12 protein-coding genes and 1 pseudogene are annotated in these 18,842 nt (G+C 43.3%); 11 read left to right on the plus strand and 2 right to left on the minus strand.

Features of this window, described 5'->3' with window-relative positions; all coding sequences use genetic code 11:
- Positions 1–51: 51 nt before the first annotated feature.
- Together E5331_RS13785 and E5331_RS13790 are read right to left on the minus strand one after the other, a co-directional pair.
- On the minus strand, positions 52–2,700 hold the full coding sequence (locus E5331_RS13785; protein ID WP_123483317.1) for a zinc-dependent metalloprotease: 2,649 nt from the start codon (positions 2,698–2,700) through the stop codon (positions 52–54).
- A gap of 498 nt (positions 2,701–3,198) precedes the next feature.
- Positions 3,199–5,733, minus strand: coding sequence for a leucine-rich repeat domain-containing protein (locus tag E5331_RS13790; protein WP_135984789.1), 2,535 nt, complete (start codon positions 5,731–5,733; stop codon positions 3,199–3,201).
- Between the two features lie 241 nt (positions 5,734–5,974).
- Here E5331_RS13790 and E5331_RS13795 point away from each other — a divergent pair, with 241 nt between their 5' ends.
- The 11 genes and pseudogenes from E5331_RS13795 to E5331_RS13840 form a co-directional block, all read left to right on the plus strand.
- Complete coding sequence (locus E5331_RS13795; RefSeq protein ID WP_275441222.1) at positions 5,975–7,279, plus strand: serine hydrolase domain-containing protein; 1,305 nt, start codon at positions 5,975–5,977, stop codon at positions 7,277–7,279.
- 175 nt (positions 7,280–7,454) lie between these two features.
- On the plus strand, positions 7,455–7,733 hold the full coding sequence (locus E5331_RS13800; protein WP_135984787.1) for a hypothetical protein: 279 nt from the start codon (positions 7,455–7,457) through the stop codon (positions 7,731–7,733).
- A gap of 179 nt (positions 7,734–7,912) precedes the next feature.
- Positions 7,913–9,097 carry a DNA cytosine methyltransferase gene (locus E5331_RS13805; protein WP_275441223.1) on the plus strand — a complete coding sequence of 395 codons (1,185 nt, stop codon included), beginning with the start codon at positions 7,913–7,915 and terminating at the stop codon, positions 9,095–9,097.
- Complete coding sequence (locus tag E5331_RS13810; protein ID WP_123483320.1) at positions 9,094–10,116, plus strand: DNA cytosine methyltransferase; 1,023 nt, start codon at positions 9,094–9,096, stop codon at positions 10,114–10,116. The genes E5331_RS13805 and E5331_RS13810 overlap by 4 nt, the downstream gene beginning before the upstream one ends.
- 2 nt (positions 10,117–10,118) lie before the next feature.
- Entirely contained in the window at positions 10,119–12,017 is a 1,899-nt protein-coding gene (locus tag E5331_RS13815; RefSeq protein WP_135984785.1) for an AAA family ATPase, read from the plus strand.
- Between the two features lie 12 nt (positions 12,018–12,029).
- A complete protein-coding gene (locus E5331_RS13820) occupies positions 12,030–14,207 on the plus strand; it encodes an LlaJI family restriction endonuclease (protein ID WP_123483322.1) in 2,178 nt (725 codons plus the stop codon).
- Between the two features lie 14 nt (positions 14,208–14,221).
- A complete protein-coding gene (locus E5331_RS13825) occupies positions 14,222–15,469 on the plus strand; it encodes an SIR2 family protein (protein ID WP_135984783.1) in 1,248 nt (415 codons plus the stop codon).
- 1 nt (position 15,470) lies between these two features.
- Complete coding sequence (locus tag E5331_RS13830; RefSeq protein WP_168355241.1) at positions 15,471–17,426, plus strand: ATP-binding protein; 1,956 nt, start codon at positions 15,471–15,473, stop codon at positions 17,424–17,426.
- A complete protein-coding gene (locus tag E5331_RS13835; protein ID WP_136013266.1) occupies positions 17,413–18,090 on the plus strand; it encodes a hypothetical protein in 678 nt (225 codons plus the stop codon). Before E5331_RS13830 ends, E5331_RS13835 begins: the two co-directional genes overlap by 14 nt.
- A 54-nt stretch (positions 18,091–18,144) precedes the next feature.
- Positions 18,145–18,321 carry a hypothetical protein gene (locus E5331_RS20430; protein ID WP_168355242.1) on the plus strand — a complete coding sequence of 59 codons (177 nt, stop codon included), beginning with the start codon at positions 18,145–18,147 and terminating at the stop codon, positions 18,319–18,321.
- A gap of 72 nt (positions 18,322–18,393) precedes the next feature.
- Positions 18,394–18,842, plus strand: a pseudogene (locus E5331_RS13840) (hypothetical protein); the annotation flags it as partial.

An 18,842-nucleotide genomic window follows, 5' to 3' on the forward strand; every position in this document is an offset into this window, starting at 1 on the left:
TTATGTGTGTTAGTTGTTCTGTGTATGGAAAATCTGGTTTGATACGCCGCCTCATTTCCCTTCGAGGGTGCGGTTGATTGCGATTATCTGGTAATCGTAGAAATCGCGTGTCGCACGGTCGGAGGTGGAGAGTCGCTTGCTCTTGTAGAGGTCGCGTGTCTGGCGCAGCAGGGAGGTCATCATCGGACGCAACTCTGTAGCCGGGAGTGGGGCTTGGTTAAGCAGTATGCGGAAGAATGAACGTCCCTCCTCCAACTCTGCCTCTGTCGGGGCATAGCCGCACGGGAATTGCGGAAGGGTGGAGATTGCCATCATCTCGGCAAACTCATCCACGGGTGATAGTGCTTCGTCGGCACCGTCTGTCAGGGCGGAACTTTTTGATGATTTCGGCTCTTTCGGTTTCAGACCGGAGTATGTGGTCATCACGTCGATTGCAGCCTGCTGCATGTTGCGTTCCGTTGCGTCAAGAGCTTTCCCCTTGCGGGTGGCATCGAATATTCCGGCGATAGCCTCATCCATATATTCGGGGAGGGTGTAGTTTGTCTTTGGGTCGAGTTCGCCACCCTCCTTTATGCGCTGCAATGAGGTTGAGAACAGAAGACATGCCACAATGTTGCGTTGCATCTTTGGTCGCCATTCGTAAGGCTCCTCGAATTTCGCCATAAGCTCAGCGGGCACGAGCCAGTCGGAAGTGCGTGCCTGATTGAGCAGCCATTTCATGGCTGCGCGCTGTTTATCGCGGGGTATGAATGAACGCTGGGCGAGAGCCTTGCCATCTTTCGGCTTCTCTCCTTGTCTGATCTCCTTGAAGACCACGCCGCCGATGTAGGGGTAGACGTGCCCGATATGACGCAGATATTGCGAAGCCATTGCCTTATACATATCGGAAAGCGGCTCGAAGTTCTCTCCGGGTTCGCCTGCCCAATCCTCGAAATTATCCATGATTATCTTTAGGTTGGAGATAGCCATGTCGCCTGCCTTCAGATGATCGTCGCTGAGGTCTTCCGTCTGATCGGTAGGGTCGATAAGACCGAGGAATTGCTGTGCTCCGAATTCATACATCGGATCGTCAGCCTTCTCCGCGATCCAACGGTCAAGCACGGGCTTCTCGGCTTCGGGGGTATTTGCGCCGGGGATTAGGCGATAGCCCCAATTTATTGCGTATATGTCGTATACTCCGATGGGGGGTGGTGTCAGACGCACGCCGCGCTCAAGGTCGCCGGGCTGTGCCACGAAGTTGTTGCGGGCATAGTCCATGATTGACGGTGTCGTGCCATGCTTCTGGGTGAAGGCGGGATCACGCAGGTTGTCGATGGTGAATGAGTGGGATGCACCCATGTTATGCATCAGACCGAGGCAGTGACCGATTTCGTGTGCAGCCACGTAGGTGAGCGACTGATACATCACGTCGTCATCGAATACCTTCTTGCGGACGCGTGGGTCGACAGCACCGGTCTGGGTGAATCGCCAGTTGTGGACGAGGTTGAGGATGTTGTGATACCAGATGACATCGGCACCGAGAATCTCTCCGGTACGCGGGTCGGTGTAGGACGGACCCATCGCGTTGGCAGTCGGGGTTACGCAATAGCGCACGCATGAATAGCGTATGTCGTCCGGGTCAAAATCGGGGTCGTCGGTAGGGTAGTCGCGTGCCTCGATGGCATTCTTGAATCCGGCAGCCTCGAAAGCGGTGTTCCAATATTCGATACCCTCCTTTACTGCACCGCGCCATTTCTCAGGGAAGGCGGAATCTACATAGAACACAATCTTTTTCTCAGGCTCCACGAGCTGCCCGGCGAAATAGGCTTCACGGTCTTCCGGACGCGGCTGGAGACGGTGGCGGCTGATAATCTCGTATGTGCGCGATCCATCCTCGTCGGATGAATATCTGTTCTTATATTCAGAGAAGAAACCTACACGCTTATCCTTATATCTGACGGGCATAGGGTCGTCAGGAAGCAGCACGATTGAACGCGACATAACCACAGTGTAGGGATTTGTTGCGGTCGGGGTGGTGTAGGCAAGGCGGCTCTTCACCTCAATGTTCTCTGGGAATGCCTTCACGGAGATCACGCCGGAGCCGTCGGGATAGAACGTGCCTTTAATGCCGTCCTTGCCGCCGAGAAGTTTTGACAGCGGGTTGGGCTGCTTTATGGGGGATATCGATTTCTCGTTGCCGCCGAAGAAGGATGTGGCGTCGATATACACCTTGCCGTTCTCCTTATGCTCGATCTTGAAGCTTTTGAGCACAGGCTCGCTGAAGTTGCGCTCAAACGATGGCTTTATAGGATCGCCGTCGGGCACGTGGCTCGTGGTCTGTGGCAACTGCATGTAGACGTTGAGGTCATCACGGGTGAAACGTATGATTTCTGATGAGATCATCTGTCCTGCCGCCCAGTCGGTGGGTTGAGACAATGAGTTGACGCGGTTCACCAGCAGGTAGGTGTGGTTGAGCGCGGAGTCGGGTATCTCTACAATAAGCTTACCTTTCTTGTCGAAATATGTATTGAATAGTCCGTGACTCACTTTGGAGTCTTTTATCTTCTTGTGGAAATCAGCACTGTCCTTAGCCTCACCCTTAAGCTCGACTTTGGGAAGCTCGACTTTTTTCTTCTTCTTTGCCGAGATGTCGGCAGGAGACAACATAAGCCCTGCACTGATAAGCAGTATTGTGGATAATGGTACAAGATGATGTTTCATAGCTTGGTTATTAGTATGAATTAAAATTCCTATGTGTGTCAGGATATTTACCGTAGCCCGTAGATATACGGGCATTGGAAAAATAATAGTTCCCCGCATGCAAAGATACACAAATGATATGAATTTGGAAATAGTATTAAGTATAAATTTTAAATATTTAACTGACATCGGTTGGCAAGCATTGGAAGTATAACAGTTATAGATATTTTTTTAGTTTTTGTAAATATTGGATTGTTATTGATAACCACGTGATTATGCGGTGTGTTTAATATGTGTGCCGACGAATGGCGGAAGTGGGTTGACCAATGGATGCCATGTAAAATTTTTTCAGATTATATAACGTTCATGATGTTTTCTTTTTTAAGAAAATGTAACACTCATAATGTGTCAGATGCCCCCATCTCCTCTAAACCATCTCCTCTAAACCATCAACCATCAACCATAAAAAAGAGGAGACCGGAATTTCGGTCTCCTCAAGCGCAAATAGATAAACAGGTATTATTTCACGATTACCTTTGTAGTGGTCTTGCCTTGGCGACGGATGTAGATTCCGGCTTCCTTACCGCTTACCTTTATGCCCTGAAGGTTGAAGTATTCCACTTCTGCATCATCTGCAGTTTCGATTTCATCTACAGCAGAGCTGTTTGCGGAGATCTCTACCGGGATTGTCTTGAGGGTAAGTTTGGGGAATTCTGCATTTGTCATGGCGCAGACAGCATCGCTGAACGATTTGTTGAACGTGAACACGCCGTCTGCCACGCTGAAGTCTGTGTCGGCAATTGCTTCCTCTCCGGCAGTCCAAGCGAATACGGTGGCGGTCTCGCCTACGGTAGCCTGTACGGAAAGGTCGATAACGCCGTCATTGGCTGTTACTTCCACGTCGGACTGCGGTGCGTAGGTCAATGTGCCGTTTACCGACTTCACGCCCGGAAGTGTGGCGAAGGTGAAGGCATTGTTGGAGATATTGACGTTGTTGGCGTTCTCCGGAAGTGTGAGGCAATCGGCTTCACCCAGTTTGTTATAGGTAAGGAAGATGTTGATTTTGCCGTTGGCAGTGAGACCGGAGCCGTCGAATGTGGTCAGGTTGTTGTAGTTCAGCGTGAGAGATGTGATTGATGCGCTTACAGGCTTGAAGTCGGTGTAGCCATTACCGATAAGCGTTGCGGATGTGAGGTTCTCAGCCTTTGAGAGGTCATAGCTAATACCGGTGAAGCTTCCTATGAAAGTCTTGATTGCGGGAAGTTTGCCGAAGTCAAGGTTTTCAACAGCATTCTCGCCATACACTTTCTCGGAGATTCCATAGTTGGAAAGGTCAAGGTTAGTGAGCTCGGGGAGTTCTGCCGAGAATGCTTTCAGTTTGTTGGCTTTCATCTTCACGTTGAGAAGCTCCTTGTTGTTGCTGAGGTCGATTTCAGCCAATGCATTGTTCTCAAGAGAGAGTTTCTTTAGGGCAGTGAGTTTTGAGAGGTCGATTGCATTGATTACGGCGGAAGTGGCAACACCTGCCTGTGTGTCGATCTCTGCATTTGCCACAAGATTCTCCACAGTTGAGGCGGTACCCTTAATCTGAATCTTGTCACCCTTCACAGTTCCGGTTATCTCTTCGGGAGAGTAGTCATAGCCGAGTTTCGCTACAGTGACAGGACCATCAAATTCGCCGTCGCCCCAGTCGATATAGATGTTCTGACCTTCGGAATCGCAGAGACCGAAAGTGAGGTTGTCGGCATTCTCAGCTTTGGTCACGTCCATCGTCAGCATGACGGGAAGCAGCTCTACGGAAGTTGCGGCTGTAGTCGAGAGTGTGAGATTGGGGAATACCTCATTGGTGATCTGTGCGGAGAGGGAATCTACCGGCAGGTTGAACTGGAATACGCCGGGAGCTGTCACACTGTATTGAGCGTTGTCGCCTTCAGTGGTAAGGTCCACGGGGGCGTCGCTACCGTCAAAGTAAGCTGTCCATTTGAATATTGACTCAGTTTCGCCCACCTTAGCTTGTGCTGACAGATCAACAATATTCTTGCCGTTGAGCGGGTTGAGGATAGCCTGCTGGTCGGAATATACGAAGTTGGTTGCATTTACGGTCGGGAGTGTGGCGAAGGAGAATGCATTGAAAGAGAGGTTCAGTCTCGTCATCTTATCCTCAGTCGTGTCAGGCAACTTTATGGATTTTAGATTATTGTGGTTCAGCATCACAGCCGCTTTCTTAGCCACCATTTGAGTGAGGTCGATTGTGGTGAAGCGGTTCCACTGTGCGTTGAATGTGTTGAGCGCAGTGTTCTGAGTGACATCGATAGATGAGAGGTCGCAGCAGTTGGCGTTCAGTGTTTTCAGACTTTTGTTGGAAGATATGTCGAAACTTCCGAAAAGTCCCATCTTAGAGGCGGAATTGCCGTTGACGTTTAGAGTTGTCAGATTGGGCAGGTTGCTCCATTTTGAACCAAGCACCTGGTTATCTCCGGCATCCTCATTCTTTTCTCCGGAATTGATATTTACGTTGTTGCTGACGTTGATTGAGGTCAGCACTTCAGATTCCGGAAGTGTCAGTTTTGTAAGCTGGTTGTCGGACGTGTTAAGAGTCTCGAGTGATTCCATACCGGAAACATCAAGGGTGGTCAGCTTGTTTTTTCCAAGGTCTAACTGCTTGACTCCTTTCAGAAGAGAAAAGTCGGCGGATATGATGTAGACATCCGCATCGTCTGAAAGATCTTTCGTGAGATCAAGATAATTTATGATTGCCGGATCAGAAGCATATACTGTGATTGTCTTACCGGCGATTGTGCCCGCGATTTCTGAGAAGACCCATCCTTCACCATCATAGTCGGCGATCTTGTAGTCGTTCAATTCACCGTTGCCCCAATCCACCTGAATGTCGGTGCCATTGATTGCAGAAACGTTGAATGTGATTTTACTTTCAATGGCAGCCTCATCCACGGAGAATGAGAATGCCGAAACCATCGCGTTGTCGTCGGCGAATGCCGGCGAAGCATAACCGAGCGCGAGGGCGAGCAATGAATAAGTAAAGATTCTTTTCATAAATTATTGGGTTTAAATGAAATGGGAAATAATAGTTACTTTCTCGTTTTTTTCTTGGCGACTAAGGTAAGAAGAATAATTCTTAATGACAAATTTTGTACAATAAATCTTATAAATTTTATAAATCTTATTTGCTAAAAATTTTTTTTGCTTTGAAATAGATTAGACAATTTCAATTGATTAACTTTGCAGACGGTTTTCGCAAAGATGGTTTTCCGTCGGATTGCGGACGCGGAATGTGATGAAGAAGTCAGATGTAAGAAAAGGAACGATGTGGCTGATATTGTTTTCAATGTCGGTGTTTATACTAATCCATATTCACTACCTGTTTGGGGTGTCGTGTACCAAATCGCCGGAAAAGCATGTCGAAGCCAAATCCGGAGTCCGCTGGAGCGACACGTTGTCTAACCGTGCGTCGTTCATAGCCTCGCTTGCTCCGATGGATAATGATATCGAACGTTTCATGCGTAAATGGGAGATAAAGGGCATCTCGTTTGCCGTGACCCGGCATGACTCGTTGCTATATGCCAAGGGGTATGGCATGGCGGATGTGTCTGCCGGTAAGACTATGGATGCGTCCACTATTATGAGGATGGCATCTGTATCGAAATTGGTTACTGCTGTCGGAATAATGAAATTATGTGAGAATGGGAAACTGAGTCTTGACAGTAAGGTGTTTGGCGAGGATGGCATACTTAACGACACCGTCTATACCAACGCGATGCGCGACCCGAGGATGAGGGATATCACTGTCGATCATCTTCTGCGCCATAAGGGTGGGTTCACTCTCGGTGCCGGCGACCCGATGTTTAACACCAAGGATATTATGGCAGTCAAGAGGCTGACTACACCTCCCACGAATGAGGAGCTGACGAAGATTGTGTTGGGCAGACGGCTCGGGTTCACTCCCGGGGCGGGGAGAAGATATAGTAATTTCGGCTATATGCTGCTTTCGCTCGTGATTGAGAGAGTGACCGACATGAACTATTGGGATTATATCCGGGAGGCGGTCTTGGAGCCGGCGGGTGCGTATCAGTTCCGTCCTGCCACCAACTATTATGCCGATCGTCATGATAAGGAGACTCGGTATTATCCGCCGGACAATGAGTTGGTGGAGGAGTTTAACGGTAGCGGCAACATGGTGGAGAGAGTGTATGGTGGAAGCAACGTCAACGGATTGATGGGTGCCGGAGGATGGGTGGCATCGGCTGCTGATCTTGCGCGTCTGGTTGCGGCTATCGATGGCGAGCCGGGTGTGAAGAACATATTGAGCGATGAGAGCATCAGCACGATGACCTCTTACGATGAGAAGGAGAATATGAGCCGGGGGTGGGGTGAGATAAGTCCCGACGGGAGATGGCGACGCACCGGCACGCTCAGTTCGACGCATGCGCTTGTGGAGCGTTATCCGCAAGGCGACTGTTGGGTGATACTGACCAATAGTGGCGTCTGGACTGGTCATCATTTCTCACGCGACTTGCAGCGGCTCATCGAACGGCTCCGCAGTCGTTATGGCAACGAGCTACCGCGCCGCAACCTCTGGTAACACAGCCCACCTCAATTGGTAATAGGAGATTTAAAAACGAAGTGGAAACACTTCAAATTAACTTCGAGTAACGTAACGCAAGATTCAAAAATATTTACTAACTTTGCATATTAAAACAACCTATAAACGACCAAAGTAATGAGAAATGACGGATTATGCTCCATTTAGGTGTACAATGCCGCATTTTCGATGCAGTCAACGAGTGGCTGAGATTCCGCGCAAACGAGTGCTGGGCGAAGATTGTATCGGCTATGCCGAGTGCAGCCGGAATTGCGCAGAGGCGAACTACAATGATGCCGACCCCAATATCGGCATATCGTTGAACCCTTCGTTCCTTGGGGTTGAAGTCTGCAACAAGGCTGATATCCAACTTGGCAACGAATGGCAAGATATCGCACCGCTCGTTTCAGACGGTGAAGCGGAGACTTCTGCCGTTTTGGACTTCGCAGACTAGTTATGTTTAGTCCGCTGACAACGACATCACAATCGTTTCGCATTATATACTGAGCGGTAACGCCACCTGAAAATAGACCAATCTGCGCGAACGATATGTAAAACAAATTTTCGGAGTTCCCGAGTAGTTAGTATAGGCTTTGGTCGGCCTTTAGGTGCTACCCGGAAACTTCTTTTTTTATGGAATATTTACTTCGACATAAATATTTAGAGCATATACAGAAGCATCAACGCGATGCTTTTGTATCCTCCCTGGGTGAATTACAGTTATCTGAAGAAGGGTTTATTCTTCCTTTTTCCGATTGTAATTATACCTGTATGGATAAATACGACAGCGTGAATGCTTCTAATGTTTGTGCACTTTCTTTCTTCTCTGGTTGTGGAGGTCTTGACATCGGGGTTCAACTTGGTGGCGCGAAAGTTATAAGCAGTTTGGATTTTGAACCCGTTGCCGTACAAACGCTGAAGGCCAATCCCTTTTTCGCACACTCTACTCATGAGTGCGCGGACATTAGAGATAAAAAAGGTGCCGACTACAGTTCCTTGCTTAAATCGCACAACCCGGAGAAATTGATTATTGTAGGTGGACCTCCTTGTCAACCATTCTCTAAAGCCGGTTATTGGATAACTAACGAAAAACGTAAAGGCATCAATGATGAACGTAATATGGTCTATGAGTATCTTCGGATAATAGATGAAATTAGGCCTGACGGCATCATTTTAGAAAATGTTGAAAGTATGCTTCACCCTACCAATAAAGCAATAGTGGAGCATATTGAACAGCGTTTTGTTGCAATGGGATATCATGTTAGACGATACTTAATCAATGCTCTTGCTTTAGGAATTCCGCAAAAACGCAAAAGAGTGATTTTCTTTGCATCTTTGAAACCATTCAAGGACGATTTGACTTTCTTGTCTGAGGAAGAAATCGTGAAAGTGAATGTCCTTGACTGGATTGGACGTTTCGACTCCGAAACTTTATCCGAATCAGAAGAAACCACCAAAGGCAAAACTTATGATTTCGAGTTGTCGGAAGTTCCTCCTGGCCACAATTACATTGCTCTCTCAGCAAGAGACGGCTACCCAAATCCTAAGTTTGTTGCGAACAAACGCTTTTGGAATTTCCTGCTAAAACTTCACCCTCTTCAACCATCATGGACTATCGCAGCTCAACCTGGTCCTTGGGTCGGACCCTTTCATTGGAACAACCGACGACTTAGGGTTCGTGAAATCGCCTCTATTCAAACATTTCCTATGGATTATGTTTTTGAAGGGACGCGCAGAGCGATACAAAAACAAATTGGCAATGCTGTCCCTTCACTTTTAGGAAAGGCAGCAACCGAATATTTAATTTCTCAATTATGAAAATCGTCAGCATTTTTTCAGGTGTAGGAGGTATCGACTGCGGCTTTAAAAGCGCTGGGTTCGATACTGTTTTTGCCAATGACAATTGGCCTGTTGCTTGTGAAAGTTTTGGCTTAAACTATCCATCTGCCGAAGTGTATTGTGGCAGTATAGCAGATGTCGATTTCCGTGCCGTCAAAGAAAAATACGGAACTATCGACGGACTCGTTGGTGGTCCTCCTTGTCCTCCCTTCTCAAAATCACGCTTTTATCGTACTGAGAAAAAGAGAGGAATAGAAGATGAAGCCGGTTTTCTCACTGTTTCTAATTATTTTCGTGCATTAGAAGAATTAGACCCACGTTTTTTCTTTTTTGAAAATGTCGCAGGATTTGTGTTTAAACCTCATGCCGCTGCTTTAGAATTTGTCAAAGAAAGAAGCGAGGCTCTCGGATATAAGATTACCTACAAAGTTGTTAATGCTGCAAACTTCGGAGTGCCACAGCTTCGTCAACGTTTCATTTGTATAGGCGTTAAGAAAGATATGCCCGATTTTATTTTCCCTCAGGAAACCCATTGTGAGGGTGGATCAGACGACAAACTGCCTTGGGTTACTTGTGGAGATATATTAAATGACATTGATTTCGATCTGCCTGAAGATGAATCGAAAAGAGCTGGTTCCAAACATAAGGAGTTGTTACCGCTTATACCTCCAGGAGATAACTACTTGTTTTTTACTGCGGAAAGAGGATATCCTAATCCCATTTTTAAATGGAGGTCAAGATATTGGTCTTTCCTTCTAAAACTTTCTCCCCAAAAACCGTCTTGGACTATTCAAGCCAGTTTTTCCAATAACATGGGACCTTTTCATTGGAAAAATAGGTTTCTTCGTATTCAAGAGATTCAGAGAATTCAATCCTTCCCTGATGATTATATCTTTACGGGGAAATTTAGTGACCAATGGAGACAGATTGGTAACGCAGTTCCTCCTCGGCTAGTCGAAATTCTTGCACAACAAATCAAAACTCAATACTTTAATTAGAAATGCCTAAAATCATTGATACTCATTCGCCGAATTATCCTATGATAGAGGGTATTCCATATACTGAATATAATGCCGATGAAGTGTTTATCCAACAAATGGATAAACATTTTCCTGGTTTATTCAAATTTGAAGTTGTTTCAAGACGTGGGAATAACACAAGAACAGATGTTCTGTTAAAGGGAAATTTTGTTCCATCTTATTTGAGTTCTCATTCCTTCTATGTGTATGTTTTTATTCTTTATGAAGGAGGCAAAGGACGTGCTCACGATGATGAATTACGAACCCAACTAACTGCTGGTTCATCTTGGGCTCCTTCATTAACTGATTCCAAAATCGCAACTGCTTTTCGAGACAATACTTCTGAAAAAGACGCTATTGAATGTTACTGTATTGGCATATACAAACAGGACGCTTCTTCTGACAATGTTGCTTTTGTTGGAATGCCCTGTGAAGTGCTTTGTAAGTCTGAAAATGAAAAAATAAACCCTACTTCCACTTTTCAAACTTATGGAGAGTTACTTCAAAAAGCATATATAAATGGAGTTTTTCTTCATAAGAAAAACTTCACTGCGAGTTCAACTTATAATCTCCTTAATTTTTTACCTCAATATTTTCTTTGGTATATGAAACATCGCGACCAAATTCATGTTCAAGACATCGACAAGGCTCTCGATGTTTTGAAAACAATACACTCTTTCGAAGAATTAAAATTTAAAGGAAACGAACCCCTACAACTTATTTTCTACGGTGCGCCTGGTACGGGAAAGTCCTTTGCAATAGACAATCAGACAAACGATTCAAACACCGTTCGTACCACGTTCCACCCGGATAGTGATTACGCTTCTTTCGTAGGTGCTTACAAACCCACTATGGCTGATATGCCTATAAACGCATTTGTGGGAACCACGGTGCATCATGCCAATTTTGGAGAAGAAAAGGGAAATGCAAAAGCCTACGAAAAGAAGATTGTCTACAAATTCGTGCCACAAGCTTTCCTTAAGGCTTATGTGGCTGCTTGGGGAGACCTCGAAAACCCGCATTTTCTTGTAATCGAAGAAATCAACCGAGGAAACTGTGCTCAAATCTTCGGAGATCTTTTCCAGTTGCTTGACCGCAACTCACAAGGAGCCTCCTCCTTCGCTATACACGCTGACGAAGACATTGCTCGATTCCTTGAAAAGGACAAAAAAGGATTTGTCAAATTGAGTGATGAGCAAAAAGATGCTATTCGTTCTTTTGTACTCACCAAAGACAATGGCAAAACTGAAGAGATTGGCGAAGCAATTCTCAACGGAGAGAAATTGCTTCTACCACCTAATCTCTACATTTGGGCAACTATGAACACTTCCGATCAATCACTTTTCCCGATTGATTCTGCGTTCAAACGCCGTTGGAATTGGCGTTATGTGCCTATCAAATTTTTCGAAAATGATTCTGACATCTCGCTATCGAAACGCGCTTTTGAAATCAAGGAGACTCTTTATTCATGGGCGAGCTTCCTTAAAATAATGAACCCCATTATTTCGGAACTCACCGAGAGTGCGGATAAGCAGATGGGCTTCTTCTTCGCCAAACCCGATAAGAGAAGTGATGAAAAAGGCATCCCCAATCCCGACCTCAAAGCCAACGATGTTATATCCGAGGATATATTTGTCAATAAGGTACTTTTCTACCTATGGTCTGACGTGTTGAAAGACTACAACATTGGTCACAAAGAGTTTCAGAACCCCGACAAAAAAGGCAAGCAATACGAATTTACTGACTTTTTCATCTCTGAGAAAAATTATCTCAGCCAGTTCATCACCGCACTTGGAGTTGCCAAGATTGGCAATGAGCCTTCGAAGCCTGAAGAAAATGCGGCATCGGGAACTGAAGGATCGGAAACAAACGTGGAGTGATAGTCTTTTTGTATGAAGTTATTGATTGAAGAATATCCCTACAAAGTCGAGGACGTTAAAGACGTGCTGGACGGATTGTTTACTCTCCAAGATATCGAGGGTAACATATCCGTCTGCTATGTGGGGTATTATTACAATCCAAGTGAGAAAGTGCGCGATGTGGTATTCGTTCTGCCTAAAGTGCTCATCAACGAAAAAGGACAAGTTTTCGGCAAGTACGAACCTCGTGACCTTATACACCTTGATGAAGCTACGTTGGAACCGCATGAGGCTAAATTCATCTATGAATTTGCAGTGTGGATCCACCGCGCGATAGTTGTTTTCAACGAGTCACACCAAAACAACGAAATCATCCTCCGCGAGCAGATTGAGAGCGAGGGGCACGGGGCGAAGAAGAAAGCTAATACTTGGCTTGATGTTATTCTTTCGCTTATACGTTTTGCAAAAGAAAACCAGTCATTCTTCACCTACGTTCTTAAAAATATCCATTCCGGCTACAATAAGATAAATTGGACGCGGACAATCTCGACAACTACCGCTGTGGTGCAAAGTGAATCTCCCGTATATATCAACCCGGTCAATAAGAAAAGGCAAATCAACTTTGATGAAGAACTCATAGTAATTTTCTTTTCTATACTCCACTATGTAGACGACCGTTTCGGATTCAAAGCCGAAATTCCTTTTGGGTTCAAACTTATCAAAGGCGGTCAATTTGAGCGATACATCAACGGCTATGGTATGCTCCGTCTCCGTCAGATAAAATATAAGTATTTCTCTGACGTTGCAATTCGTTTGTGGGAACTCTGCTATGCCTTCTTCGACAAGGCTTATCAGATAAAAACATCTGTCACCAACAGGGAATACCTTCTCGTCAAAAATTTCCACATCGTTTTCGAGGCGATGATTGAAGAACTTATAGGCGATAATGATGTTCCGGCAGGTCTTAAAGAACAAACTGATGGCAAACTCGTTGACCACTTCTATACCTATGAGGGCTTGCTTATAAACCGCGAGCAGCAGAACGATGTCTATTATATCGGTGATAGCAAGTATTACAAAATTGGTAGCAATCCTGGCCCTGAGTCAGTATATAAGCAATATACATACGCTCGCAATGTAATTCAGTGGAATCTGAACCTTTTCCTCAATCCTCAAAATATGGGAGAGGAAAAAGACCGCTATCGCACTATACAACTTCGCGATGACCGAACGGAGGGCTACAATATTATCCCGAATTTCTTTATCTCGGCCAATATTGACCCGGAAACTCTCAGTTACGATAACCATACAGAGCGACATCCGCATCAGCCCAATATCTGTCGGCAATTTGAGAACCGTCTGTATGATCGCGATACTTTGCTTGTATCGCACTATGATGTGAACTTCCTTTTTGTGCTGGCTCTATATGCCCGTGCGAATGTTGGGGCAAAGGCTGCATGGAAAGAGACTATACGCAAAAAGTTCCGAGAGGAAATCCAACAGATGCTCAGCGAGCGATTCAGCTTCTATGCTATCACCGCTCATCCCGACATTGATGCCGAGACTTATTTCAAAGAGAATTTCCAAACCATTCTCGGAAAGACTTACAGTCCCTTTCTCAATAAGGAAGTTTTCTCTCTTGCACTTGATAAAGATCCAAAGTACAACAAAGAGAACGAAATTTTGCTCGCAAATCTTGCAAAAGATTTCTATGTGGTAGAGTGCCCTCTTGGTACCGAACCCACGGTTCGCCTTGCTCAGAAGAAGCAAGAAGTTGGTTATGTTAACAGTCCTTCGGCTAAAAATGACACCTTCCTTTTCGGAATAGTTACAAAACACAAAAAAGACAAAGATGGTCGTAATACAATACGTAAAGAGTATATGGCATTTGCCAATCACGAAGCCACTGACTATGTGATGCGCAATATGCCTTCCGGTGACATAGCCAAGGTGAAATATTTCGTGCCAATGTTTGATGGAGGTATCGCCGGTTTTTACGAAGTAACCGGAATTTCTTTCGGAATGCGTCAGAAGGAGACGAAGGATGCCAATGGCAACGTGGTCGTTGTACCGATGCCTTGTCTCAATATCAAACTCGGTAAGTATGAGTCTCTTGGAGAACATACCGTAAACATTCCAAATTTTACGCATTGGAATGGTCAGATTCACACCAAAAGAGAAGTAATTGAACTGTATCAAAAAAATATCTAAAGACCAAGGCATTTATGAACATCTGCCAATTAGAACAATTGAGAAATCTTATACAAACATCTCATATAAATTTTTTATTTGGATCTGGATTGTCATGTCCATTTCTTAAGACACTTAACTCAATTGAAAAATTACTTACTGCAGCTCAGTCTCTAGATAAAGATTTAAGAACTGTTGTCGAAGCATCTTTATTTGGTGAGTATTTCAATTCAGTTATGGCTCCTTGCATGTGTGATAATCTCATAGCTAAAAAACAAGAGCAGTATTCCAGTGTGGTTAACACATATGAGCATTTCCTTAGTATCTGGAATGCGATTATGGCGAAACGAGATACTTCGTTATTAGATAAAACAATAAATATTTTTACGACCAATATTGATAATCTAGTAGAGAAAGCAGCGGAACATCAAAGGCTTGAGTTTAACGATGGCTTCAAAGGTTATATAACTCCGACATTTCGCGAAGATAGTTTTAACAATGTTCTGACTAAAATCAGTCCCTTATACCAAAATCTCGCTCATATACCAATCTTTAATTATATCAAAATTCATGGTTCTATAAATTGGAAGAAAGCGGATGATGAAGTTTCAATTACTTATGATAGGGACCTAGACCTTATTCGAAAAATTAAGGAGACTTATGACCTCATTCCTAATGGACAATTAGTGAGTGTCTCTTCTAACGATGATATAGATCAATTAGTTAATCGTGTAAAGAACATGATGTGTAATGATGGGTACGAAATGTCTCCTTCCATCAACACTTTCATGGATGCCTATTGGAAGTTAATAATGATTCATCCTCGAAAAACTAAATTTAAGGAAAGTGTTATCGATTCACATTTCTATGAACTGATGAGACGCTACTCTAATACCCTTGAACAAAGCAATACCCTTTTATTTGTTTCAGGTTTTTCATTTGCTGATGAACATTTAGCAAAAATTACGGTTCGTGCTGCCAATACGAACCCTACACTGCAAATTGTAGTTTTTGCATTTAATGAGGAATCCAAACATACCACATTGGCAAATATAGCTTTAGGAGGGACAATGCTAAACGACAATATCATAGTAATCTCGCCTGAGGATTATTATAAGGGTCAAAAGGAAGATGAACGGGAATTTATTCGTGAATGTCCCGTTTGGAATACAAAAGTAATTGAAGAGAAAAATGGAGAGCAAAAAGAAAAAATCATCCATGTGTTCTCTTTAGAGGTAATCAATGAGGTTATATTTAAACGAATTCTTGGAATTATCAATTAGTATGGAGATAATCGATTACCTAAAGGATTCTATTTTCCGTATTGGAGAAGTGTACGCTGTGAATGGTCGCGAAATAATAATTAAGGTAGACTCTAATAAGAATCTGCCACATGTTATTTACAAGGGACGTTTGATAAAAAACGTATCTGTTGGTAGCTTTCTTAAAATAAAGAAAGGTTTTTATAACCTCGTTGCAAAGGTAGAGAGTGAAACACTAAAAGAAAATAGAATTGAAACAGAATATCATAGTAAACAAGATTCTCTCATTCGTCTTCTAATTGTCAAAATTATAGGATATTTTGAAAAAGGTAGTTATCATAAGGGTGTAAAAGAAGTTCCTCTTATAGGTAATATAGCATACCTCATGGACAACGATGAATTTGAACGTATTCACCGTTTCGCGGATCCTGAAGAAGAGACTATCTATTTGGGTAATTTGATGCTTGACGAAAACGTACCGATAAGGATTAGCATAGACAGACTATTTGCCTCTCATATAGGTATATTTGGGAATACCGGCAGTGGGAAAAGTCATACTCTCGCCAAAATATACAATGAACTGTTTGATAAGATGAAAAATTTTAATAATTTCAAGAGGAACGCTCGGTTTGTAGTTTTCGATTTTAATGGAGAATACTCTTCAACTGATGCTTTATGCTCTTCCAAAACAATTTATAACCTTGGATCAGACTCTAATGAATCTAACAAAATTCCATTTCTTATTGGAGACCTTCTTAGATTGGACACCTTAAGCATTCTATCCGATGCAACAGAGAAAACACAGCAACCTTTTATAAAAAGAGCATTGAAGTTGTACAATAGCATCAAAAATCATGAGTCACCTGAAGAAATTCAGTCCCATTTTAAGAATACTATCTCTAAATACATTAAGGATACCTTGTTGTTAAAGGATGCACAGAAGGAACGCAATATTTTAGATTTATTGGATCAAATTCTATTATCAGGCCTTAATCGGGAACTTCAAGATAGTTCAGTGATGGACGATATAGAAATCTATAACAACGGTTCTATTAAACTGATTCGGAGTAAAGATGGGTTTGTCACTTCAGATAACTACGAGGAGTTTTTTTGTCGATTAAAGATGAAATCTATGCTTGATTCATTCAGGCTTCCTGAGAATCCCATACAAGAGTTTTTGATTTTCTTAAATCTGCGTTTGATTATTGACCTTGTACAAAACAAAGCGCAAAATGATCATATTCATCCAGTTGTAAGGAGACTAGACAGCCTGATGAATGATGTTCCCAATATATTTAATATTGGGGAGGACAACGACATGTTCAAAAAATCTAACATTGTAGTTGTAAACCTTAACGTACTTAAGACTGATCTAAAAAAACTGATTCCGTTAATAGTATCAATGGCTCTTTACCGAGGTCATAAACTAAAAGCAAAAAAGAATAATGTATACTTAAACATTATTGTGGACGAGGCTCATAATATTTTGTCTACGGAGTCTAAGAGAGAAACTGAAAGTTGGAAAGATTACAGATTAGAGACGTTTGAGGAAATAATCAAAGAGGGCAGAAAATTTGGAGTGTTTCTTACTTTGGCCAGCCAACGACCATCAGATATTTCTGCTACCATAGTTTCCCAACTTCACAATTATCTTATTCATCGTTTGGTGAACAACAAAGATATTGAAATGATTGAAAAAGCAGTGTCCTATATTGACAAGCTATCTTTGGAATCTTTACCCATATTACCGGTAGGGGCTTGTATTCTTTCTGGTCTAATAGCAGATTTGCCAATAGTTCTCCAAGTGGAAGAACTTCCAATGAAGCAGCAGCCTAAAAGTCAAACTATTAAATTGACATCATCTTGGATTGGAGATTCAAAAGAGCAAGATGAAAGTAGAGCCAACTGTGGGATAGTTCCAGGATTTGAATTTGAAATTGATGATGCAGATAAAGATGAGAGGTATGAAGATTTGTGATATGAGGCAGGTGCTCAAAGAGTTCCTCTACGTTAGACCCGATTTAAAGACTATTGGAAATATAGAAAATGGGAATCATGGTTTTGCGATAGCTCTATTAGATGGTCGATATTTGAAGATTACTAATGATAGTTCTGAGTTTTCTGTATGTAAAACTTTTGTCGGTAAAAAGAACAAATTCCTTTGTGATGTTTTTGAACTAGGGAATTTCTATTCACAAAGCCAATCTCGGAATTATTATTGGATTGTGTTAGAACATCTTTATAAGTCTGAAAAGCAATTATGGTTAAACATAGCGTTTAAAGATTTCCGCCACGCTTGGTTTAGCTTATTCCCATCAGGTATTAATGATTACATAACTTGGTCTGATTTATGGAATATCTATAAGAGACAGGAGCATACTAAAATACTTAGAACACGTCAGCTTCTTTACGACTATATCAGTAATATCAATGATGAACTTCCTCCATTTGAAATGTTGAGTCTCAATGAAATTAATATACGTCGTGAAAGAGCATTATTTTTCTTTGATTTTATTTCTAAAGCTTACGAGGAACTATTCATTAGTTGTCCCTATGGGAGAATTGATTTAAACGAAGGAAATTTTATGTTTAATTTTGAAGGTGAGATTAAAGTACTTGATATGCAGACAGAATCAGAATGACAGTTTATAGTGCATATTTTTCAATATAATTTCTGTAAGATAGGGCATAACTATATGTTAGGAGCAGTGGTAGCTGATATGGCAGCGTGGACGGTTGAGCATGACAAGGAGTGCTTCTATCGGCAGTTGGTGAGTCCTCAGGCAAAATTGTCAGGGTATGGCTGGCTTATCCTAGCTATGAGAAATACCGAGCAATTTGACAGACTAATTTACAAGAATCGGTTCTACTAGGTGATTGGAAAGGCGTTGGCTCATGCTGATGCTAGTTGTGTTGATTTGCTTTTGGAATGGCGACGTTGGGGAATGTCGGATTATGAAGCTTCTATTCTGTTCAACTTGAAGATGAGTTGGTGGAGGAGTTTAACGGTAGCGGCAACATGGTGGAGAGAGTGTATGGTGGAAGCAACGTTAACGGACTCATGGGTGCCGGAGGATGGGTGGCATCGGCTGGCTGATCTTGCGCGTCTGGTTGCGGCTATCGATGGCGAGCCGGGTGTGAAGAACATATTGAGCGATGAGAGCATCAGCACGATGACCTCCTACGACGAGAAGGAGAATATGAGCCGGGGGTGGGGTGAGATAAGTCCCGACGGGAGATGGCGACGCACCGGCACGCTCAGTTCGACGCATGCGCTTGTGGAGCGTTATCCGCAAGGTGATTGTTGGGTGATACTGACAAATAGCGGCGTCTGGACGGGTCATCATTTCTCACGCGACTTGCAGCGGCTCATCGAACGGCTCCGCAGTCGTTA

The organism is Lepagella muris (assembly GCF_004793975.1).
Taxonomy (GTDB): Bacteria; Bacteroidota; Bacteroidia; order Bacteroidales; family Muribaculaceae; genus Lepagella; species Lepagella muris.